6 protein-coding genes and 1 tRNA gene are annotated in these 6,841 nt (G+C 44.3%); 5 read left to right on the forward strand and 2 right to left on the reverse strand.

The genetic code is table 11. The annotated features are described in order from the left end of the window. The coding region (locus JXA84_09750) for a Glu-tRNA(Gln) amidotransferase GatDE subunit E (GenBank protein ID MBN1151486.1) at nucleotides 1-981 on the reverse strand (981 nt) is incomplete at its 3' end. A gap of 81 nt (nucleotides 982-1,062) precedes the next feature. On the opposite strand from JXA84_09750, the gene JXA84_09755 reads away from it, so the two are divergent. Genes JXA84_09755 through rfbB form a run of 4 tightly spaced genes read left to right on the forward strand, consistent with a single transcriptional unit; the run spans nucleotide 1,063 to nucleotide 5,814 of the window. Continuing rightward, the gene (locus JXA84_09755) at nucleotides 1,063-2,409 is read left to right on the forward strand and encodes a hypothetical protein (GenBank protein ID MBN1151487.1); all 1,347 of its coding nucleotides are present in this window, start codon (nucleotides 1,063-1,065) and stop codon (nucleotides 2,407-2,409) included. 35 nt (nucleotides 2,410-2,444) lie between these two features. Next, nucleotides 2,445-3,443: a transglutaminase domain-containing protein gene (locus JXA84_09760; GenBank protein MBN1151488.1), complete on the forward strand. Its 999-nt coding sequence runs from the start codon at nucleotides 2,445-2,447 to the stop codon at nucleotides 3,441-3,443. Then, entirely contained in the window at nucleotides 3,440-4,810 is a 1,371-nt protein-coding gene (locus tag JXA84_09765; GenBank protein ID MBN1151489.1) for a transglutaminase domain-containing protein, read from the forward strand. The genes JXA84_09760 and JXA84_09765 overlap by 4 nt, the downstream gene beginning before the upstream one ends. Then, the gene (rfbB, locus tag JXA84_09770; GenBank protein ID MBN1151490.1) at nucleotides 4,807-5,814 is read left to right on the forward strand and encodes a dTDP-glucose 4,6-dehydratase; all 1,008 of its coding nucleotides are present in this window, start codon (nucleotides 4,807-4,809) and stop codon (nucleotides 5,812-5,814) included. Before JXA84_09765 ends, rfbB begins: the two co-directional genes overlap by 4 nt. Here the strand turns inward: rfbB and JXA84_09775 are convergent. Beyond that, nucleotides 5,806-6,654 (reverse strand): GNAT family N-acetyltransferase, encoded by an 849-nt coding sequence (locus tag JXA84_09775; protein MBN1151491.1) that lies wholly within the window; start codon nucleotides 6,652-6,654, stop codon nucleotides 5,806-5,808. The two genes, rfbB and JXA84_09775, sit on opposite strands and share 9 nt — an antisense overlap. A gap of 104 nt (nucleotides 6,655-6,758) precedes the next feature. Between JXA84_09775 and JXA84_09780 the strand changes: the two genes are divergently transcribed. Then, nucleotides 6,759-6,832: transfer RNA gene (locus JXA84_09780), tRNA-Ile, on the forward strand. Nucleotides 6,833-6,841 lie beyond the last annotated feature (9 nt).

Below are 6,841 nucleotides of genomic sequence, written 5' to 3' on the forward strand. Positions count from 1 at the left end.
AATCGTGTGTGAAGTCGGCAGGCCGAGGATTTCAGGGTCTATTGATACAGAAGTCACCCGCCAGTTTTTTTTGTCTTTAAAACGGCCGAGAAGAATTTTCCTTATTTCAAGAAGGGCTTTCTGCCTGAATGCTTCATTGTGGACGAGAAGGGGAAAGCTTCTGATTTTTGGTATGCCCTTCAGTTCAACTCTTGTCCCTCCAGACACGCTGACGTTTACGTCCTGTCTTGTCGCTCCTATGCCGGTTCTCACTTTTCCAGTGCTTCTGGTCAAAAACCTGACGTATTGACCGGCTTCGACTACTTCGAGAGGGTTGAGCATATCTGGGTAGGTGACGGTTTCGACAAGAGGCATTCCGAGTCTGTCGGTTGTGAATATTCTGTCGTGCCTGAAATCCGAAACCTCTCTGCAGGAATCTTCTTCTAGGCTGAGTTGAATGATTCTCACGTCCTTGTTTTTAAGAGGTATTTTGCCTTCGATACCCACTATAGCGGTTCTCTGAAAACCTGTTGGAATGCTTCCGTCCAAGTATTGTTTTCTTGTTATGTGAAGCTCTCCGACAATGCTCGTGTTGAGAAGGCAAGCTATCTCGAGGGCTATGTCAAGGGCCTGAAGGTTTACGGGAAAAGGCGGAGTGTCGTCTATTTCATAAGTGCATGTAGTCTCTTTTCTGATTCTGTAGACAATTCTTTTTCTTGTCTTGAACTCCATCAGAGCGGTTCCGTCGTATTCCCCCAGTTCGCTCAGAGTCGGGCGCATGTGCCTTATAACTTCGGCTTCAAAGTCTTCTGGCTCAAAATAGATTCCCGCCGGGCATCTGCAGAAGAGTTTTTTTGCTGTGAGAAGTTGTTGGTGTATTTCAAGTCCGCATTTAAAACCCAACGAAGAATATGTTTCGTTCCCGGCGCTTTTATACGGGACGAAACTTATGAGCTCTCTTGTCTTCTTTTGATTTTCTGTTCGATTAGAATATTCTTGCATAATTTTAATTGCCATTATAGGATTTTTGACTATATATCAATTTGATTGACAAAGCAAATTTATTTAGACGAAGGGGTAAAAATGAGAAAAAACCTGTTCTCTGCTTTGGTGACGTCAATTCTCTTGTCAGTTCCCGTTTTGCTTTCAGCCGGAGTATGTATACCTGGGCTGGGTTGTTTTTCGGGAGTTGAAGGATGTGAAATAACAACCCCCTGGTATAATCCGGGATACCTTGTCACTTATCAACTGGCGATTGAAAAGAACGCTGTGGGAGCTGAGTTCGGTGAAAGATACCCCGGAACAGATCGTTGGGGATTTTTGCACTACCGGCTTGGTGAGAATTTTTTAGGTTTCGCGGCGAACAGAAAACAGTACCTCGGCGGATATCCTTTTGACACAACATATTTTAGACCGAGAATAACCGTCGGTCCGGATGTTTTTCCATACATGCTGGATTCTTTTAAACCACCGACATACATAGCCGATTTTATTTTTGCCAGAAAAATGTTCGGAGGCGGAGGAGGCCTGAATCTTCATTTCGGTTCTCAATCAAAAGAAAGCGAATACGATTATTTTTTCACTCAGAGTCACGTAAAAGCTGAGCCAGATGCGAACTCTCTGGGCGGTATTTTTGGAGTTGACAACAAAAACTATTATTTGACCGTAAGCATGGATTATCTCTCATGGAATTCCCTGTTTGAAGTGATTGATTCTTTTGGCGACACGGTTTCTGCGGATTTCACAAATTCATATTCATCGGCCTCTGTGAATCTGCAGTACAAAAAGTGGACTGATCAAACCAGATATTTCACGCTTCCGACAATTTCGTTCACATACGACAGGGCGAACGAGAAAGTTTCTTCAGCCTTGATGGGACTTCCAATCGACCCGGAAAACCGGAGAAACAAGTATTCCATCACCGCGGGGGTGGCTTTTGACGACATGGGTGTCCCAAATTCATTCAGCGCTGGAGTCAATTTCGTCTACACCAAGACTGTGAACGATTTTAAGACCGATACGGTTTTCACTGACGTTTCCGCGGACACACTTATAAGACGGCTTCCGGGAAAAGCTGAAATAGAAGAATACACATTTCCCCAGGTCTATATTTCGGCCAACTTCTTTATCTGGAAGTGGCTCAGCGCGAACACTTCCGTGAATCATTCACTGAAGTATGTAGTAGAAGATGTTGAAAGGTCAAACGTCGAATACGACGGAAGCAATTATCAGATCGTAAAAAATGAAAATCAGACAACTCGCTGGGAGAGGGATTTGACCTTTGACCTTGGAGCTGAAATCACCATACACGAAGATCTGAAAATAAATTTTAAAATAGACGACTTGGCCCTTTTCAACGTACCTTACTTGGTTTCGGGCGACAACAGTTTTGAAGTGATCACGAAACTGACGGTCTGGTACCAGTTCTAAATTCATTAATGATTCATGCCCTTGGTTGTTTTTTATTGACTTTTTGTGTTTTCTCCGAGGGCACGGACCCTGAATTTTTGGATCAATACCATTGGATCGTAAAAAATATAGCTGAACGGAACCTTACACCTGAAGAAAGTCTTATAGTATTTAATTCCGTAAAATACCCGGAAATTTCAGCGGAACGATTTAATTGGTCACAGCCGATCCCCGAAGAAATTTGGAAAAAATACGTTATCTACCCGAGATTGTCACAGGAACCTCTTGAAGATTACAGGCCGTTTTTCTTTGAAATCCTTGCCGACAGCCTCGATACATGCCAAAACGCGCGAAGCGCTGTGGAGGCGATATTCAGATGGTCTTCGTCTGTCATAAAATTCAGGCAGACTTCGAGAAGGGACCAGGGGCCTCTTGAGACGTTCTATTCGGGGTACGGAAGGTGCGAGGAGCTTATGATATTCTCAGCTTCGATCTGCAGGACTTTTGGAATTCCCGCGAGAGAAGCTTTCGTTCCTTACTGGTCTTTCACGGACAACAACCACGCCTGGACAGAGGTCTTCATAGACGGCGACTGGCACTACATAGACGAAGGAGCCACTCTCGACAGGGCATGGTTTTCGGATTTTCTAGGGAAAACAGCATTGGTCCTTGCTGTATCTCCAGGTTTTGACGAAGGAGAAGATGTTATAAAAACATACAACGACGCGTCTTTGGTCAACGTCACGGGAAATTACGCACATTCGGGGATACTCACTTTTTTCGTCTCTGACGAAAGCGCTCCTGTTGAGAACGCGAAACTATCTTTGATGTCGTATAATTGGGGCGCTTTACGGGAGATTGCAAGCGGATTCACCGACTCTGACGGAGCATTTAGTATAAGATGCGGGCTTGTATCCGTTTTTGTCCTTTGTTCCTATAACGGAAAAACCGCCACCGGTGTTTTCACACCCGTCAGGGACGATACTGTCACATGCCTTCTCGAGCTTGGACTGGCGAATGATTTGGATGTTTCGTTTTTGATGAAGGTCAAATGATGGTTTTTTTGCCCCTATGCTTAGCGTTCGCACTGATCTCTACTCAAATCGAAGACGATATTATCGCAAGGGCGGGTGGAAAAGCCCCTCAAATAATAAGGACATACAACGCTTTAGAAGATTCTCAAGAGAGGGAATTCGCTCTGCAGCATATCCAAATCCTCGGGACTATAGACCTGTTGGAATTCGATTCGGCTATGTTTGTCCAGAACCTGCATAGTTCATGCGGATTTCTCGATTCAATGGCTGTATCTGACACTCTTTTCTTGAAATATCTCCTCGACTACAGAATATATTTTGAACCTCCATCGAATTACAAGCCTCTTTTAAATGACATTTTCAGAGGCTTAGCTGAAGCTTCAAAAAATCCTGCTGAAACGGCGGTCGCGATTGACGAATGGGCTGACCTGAGTATAATTTCTGATTCGACGAGGCTTTTATCCCCAGGAAGGTCTGTGATGAAAATATTCACAGAAAGAACCGCGTCGAACATCGAGAGGTCTATTTTTCTCGCTGCGGCGATGAGGTCATTGGGGATTCCTTCAAGGCTCGCCTTCCTTCCCGCAGGAACTTTGTCAAAACAGCCCTATTCATGGTTGGAATTTTATTCAGACGGCGGTTGGCTGCCTTTTTATCCCGACAATCCGGATATGACCGGAAACTTCGGTTACGTCGATGAAAAACACGGAGTTAGTATCGTATATTCCTATTCTGCAAACGGAACCGAAGAAAGAACTGCCGCTTACGCTAATAGTCCCAAAACCGTATTCTTAACGGGAAGTTTGGTTTCAGAAAACGACGCTGAATTCTCGGTCAGCGCAATTTGTTCCGGAACTCTAAAACCTCTTGATTTCCTCGATTTCAAAACGGATTCTTCAGGGGGGATTTTCTTTTCGATAGGGGAGGGAGATTATTATTTCGTAACCGGCGCCAGAGACGAAGATGGTTCAGCTCAGGTGGACATCTTCGGTTTTACCGTCGGAAAAGAGGATACGGTTTTTCTGTCGGTTGAAAACCCAGTGTTGACGGAAAACTTCGCATACCAATACATGACATCAGCCGTTTTCGATTATTTTAAATCTTTGTACTCACAATCTCCCTGCATCATCCTTTTGGGCGATAAAAGATCCGAACCTTATCGGAGGATGAGCGCTGAAATAGAGCGTGAAATACCGGATGTTAAACTTTATTTTGCAGATTCATGCGGGTTTGCATTTATCGAAAATGATGTTGTTGGAATCGACGGGGAGGCACCGATAGTTATCGGTTTGTCTTCAGATAATGAAAACTCTTTTTTCATCAGCGGGTACTACATCGACATAACTCGCCGTTTAAAGCTATGGCTTGAGAGAATCGAGGAGGATTGATGAAACTTTTCGTGACCGGAGGATGCGGCTTCATAGGTTCAAACTACATAAGGAAAAGGTTCGAGGAAAAACCTTTGGATGAGATCATGAACTATGACCTTCTCACCTACGCCGGTAACCTCGAAAACCTTGAGGAAGTCCAAAGATCCCCTCTTAAATACAGTTTTGAGAGAGGAGACATCTGCGACAGGGAAAGAGTTTTAAAGCTTTTGAAAACTTTTAAACCGGACGTAATCGTCAATTTCGCCGCCGAAAGCCACAACAGTTATTCGATTTTGAACCCCGGTGTTTTTTTCCGCACAAACACTCTTGGAACTCAAAACCTTCTCGATTGCGCGAGGCTTTCGGGGGTAGACAGGTTCCACCAGGTTTCTACCTGCGAAGTTTACGGCGACATGAGTCTTGAAGACGACAGCGCTTTTACTGAACGGTCCCCATACCAGCCAAAAACCGTCTACAACGCTTCCAAGGCTTCCGCTGATCACGCTGTTCGCGCTTACCACAACGTCTTTGGGTTGAACACGACAATTTCAATTTGCAGCAACAACTACGGACCTTACCAGTATCCGGAAAAGTTGATACCGCTTTTTTTGACCAATATTTTCGAAGGAAAAAAAATGCCACTCTACAAGAGCAGTTCCAACAAAAGAGAATGGCTTCACGTAGACGATCACTGCCGGGCGATAGATATGATTATCGCAAACGGCGTAGTTGGAGAGACTTACAACGTTGGAAGTTCTGTTGAAAAGAGCATAGAAGAAATCGCTGATTTGCTGATAGAGCTTACCCAAGCTTCAGCGAAATCCAAAAACTATGTAGATGACAGACCGGGGCACGACAGAAGATACCTCCTGGACAGCGGGAAAATTCGAAGAGAACTCGGATGGGTGCCCGAGAAGAGTTTCGAAGAAGGCATAAAGAGCACTGTCGAATGGTACAGGGCAAACACCGGTTGGTGGAAAAGTGTTAAGGACAAAAAGCCGGTTGACGAGACATCATGGTGAAAATGCTTTTTTCATAACCAGGACATCGTTCTCTTTTCCTTCTTCCCAGACTTTGAAGTTGACCTTTGAAAGAGATTCGGCCATTTCTTTCGAGTATTCCGGAACCATCATTGAGATGTAATCTTCCCCTGAATTTCCAGCGATTAGAGAAACAGCGGGAAGAATTGACATCGAATAACTGCCTGTCGGCTCGAGAGGGGTGAATATGTCCTTGAAGGCGTGTTTTGGCTGGATGAAGTATTTGTCCTCGAACCTGAACAGCTTTGCTTTTTTTTTCAAAAAACCGGAAGTGTCACCGCATTTTTTGACGAATTCCCAACCCAGAGGTATGTGGTCGTTATAACCGCATTTCTCTACAAATAGTTCGAAATCTTCTGAAATCGAGACAGAATCCTTCCCGCATGGTTTGAATTTTTTGCTTTCAGATGATATTGATGTGAAATATTCGGCAGCGGCAAAACCGTCTCTTGTCGTGAGAGAAAGAGATTCTTCGTTCAGGTAATACGTGGCGAACTCTGCTGATTGTATCTTGCCCGAAGAGAGAATCTGGCGGACCTTTTCCGCCGTGAAATCATAGAGAATTCTGCCCCAACCCCGGCCTTGAGAATTTTTGTGGACTCTCAACCCTTCAAGCCAGAGGGTCTGACATGGGTAAAAAGAAATTTTTACTGTGCCGATGACTTTGTTTTGTGTCTCGAGAACCCATAAATTGCCGTCTTTCAGCCATTCATCGAAAATTTCATCGAGGAAGTCGTGGCCTTCCCAGGTGTTTTCAGAAATGTCCGCGATGAAAGGCATGTCTTCTTTTCTGCATTCTCTTATCAGGAAATCTTTGTCCATGGCGCCTCCAATTGAGGGTAATTTATCAGATTGACTTAAATTCAACAAGGTTTTTTGATTTTTTCTTGACATGACAAATCAATTAAGTAAAATAAGACAGACTTGGGTCCGTAGCTCAGTCGGTTAGAGCATCTGACTCATAATCAGGTGGTCGTAGGTTCGAGTCCTACCGGGCCCATTGACAATT

It is taken from the genome of candidate division WOR-3 bacterium (genome assembly GCA_016926475.1).
Taxonomy (GTDB): Bacteria; SDB-A; SDB-A; order SDB-A; family SDB-A; genus JAFGIG01.

Coding starts and splice junctions, on each gene's coding strand:
- JXA84_09755 (MBN1151487.1), top strand. CDS start 1,063: ATGAGAAAAAACCTGTTCTCTGCTTTGGTGACGTCAATTCTCTTGTCA.
- JXA84_09765 (MBN1151489.1), top strand. CDS start 3,440: ATGATGGTTTTTTTGCCCCTATGCTTAGCGTTCGCACTGATCTCTACT.
- JXA84_09775 (MBN1151491.1), bottom strand. CDS start 6,654: ATGGACAAAGATTTCCTGATAAGAGAATGCAGAAAAGAAGACATGCCT.